The sequence below is a fragment of the Collinsella aerofaciens genome, assembly GCF_020709435.1.
Classification (GTDB): domain Bacteria; phylum Actinomycetota; class Coriobacteriia; order Coriobacteriales; family Coriobacteriaceae; genus Collinsella; species Collinsella aerofaciens_AU.
In genome coordinates this window covers 1-1,062 of record NZ_JAJFDP010000042.1, presented here as the reverse complement: position 1 = coordinate 1,062, position 1,062 = coordinate 1, and the positions used below count along the sequence as shown (strand labels likewise).

At 65.4% G+C, this 1,062-nt stretch carries 2 protein-coding genes; both read left to right on the top strand.

The annotated features are described in order from the left end of the window. The coding region (locus tag LK493_RS10055; RefSeq protein WP_147324175.1) for a PTS sugar transporter subunit IIC at window positions 1-240 on the top strand (240 nt) is incomplete at its 5' end. Then, window positions 221-1,054 (top strand): PTS system mannose/fructose/sorbose family transporter subunit IID, encoded by an 834-nt coding sequence (locus LK493_RS10050; protein ID WP_195622533.1) that lies wholly within the window; start codon window positions 221-223, stop codon window positions 1,052-1,054. The genes LK493_RS10055 and LK493_RS10050, both read left to right, overlap by 20 nt. The last annotated feature ends 8 nt before the right edge of the window (window positions 1,055-1,062 follow it).

Below are 1,062 nucleotides of genomic sequence, written 5' to 3'. Positions count from 1 at the left end.
GGCGTTGCAGCCAACATCCTGCCTGCCATGGGCTTCGCCATGCTCGGCCGCCTGGTGCTCACCAAGCAGCTCGTGCCCTTCTACTTCCTGGGCTTCCTGCTTTGCTCCTACGCCAACGTGCCCGTCCTGGGCGTCGCCCTGATCGCCATCATCATCGGCATCGACAAGTTCGACCTGCTCGGCCTGGGCGGAGCCCAGCCCCAGCTCTCCGCGGAAGGGGATGAGGACGATGACTTCTAGTCCCGAGAACAAGATCACGCGCTCCGACCTCGTCAAGAGCGCCGTCAACGTCGGCGCCCTGGGCATGGAGTTCTCCTGGACCTACTACAAGCAGATGAACATCGCCTTCTGCCTGATGGTCGCCAACATGCTCAAGAAGATCTACGCCGGCCGCCCCGACGACTACGCCGAGGCCCTGCACCGCCACTGCGCGTTCTTCAACATCACCGTCCAGTTCGCCCCGTTCGTCGGCGGCATCGCGATGGCCATGGAGGAGAAGGTCGCCCGCGGCGAGATCGAGCCCGAGAGCGTCAACGACGTCAAGGCCGCCCTCATGGGCCCGCTGTCCGGCATCGGCGACTCCATCTTCCTGTCGACGCTGCGCGTGGTCGCCGCCGCGGTGGGCATCAGCCTGTGCCAGGCCGGCAACCCCTTCGGCCCCATCGCCTTCCTGCTCATCTACAACGTCCCCGGCTTCGCGCTGCGCGTCTGGGGCGCCGTCAAGGGCTACGAGCTGGGCGTGGGCTTCCTGGACGAGGCCCAGAGGACCGGCCTCATGCAGAAGATCATGACCTGCGTGGGAATCGTGGGCGTCATGGTCGTGGGCGCCATGTGCAAGGACATGTTCTGGGCCAGCATCCCGGTGGCCATCGGCTCGGGCGAGGACGCCCAGACCCTCCAGGACATCCTGGACGGCATCATGCCCGGCATGCTCGGCATGATCGCCTTCTGGCTGTACTACTGGCTGCTGTCCAAGAAGATCAACCCCATGGTGCTGATCGTGGCCACCATGGTCGTGGGCATCATCGGCGCGTTCTTCGGCGTGCTGGCGTAAGGGCCCGG

Bases quoted from the DNA above. Each gene is read 5' to 3' on its own strand.
- LK493_RS10050 (WP_195622533.1), top strand. From the start codon at position 221: ATGAGGACGATGACTTCTAGTCCCGAGAACAAGATCACGCGCTCCGAC.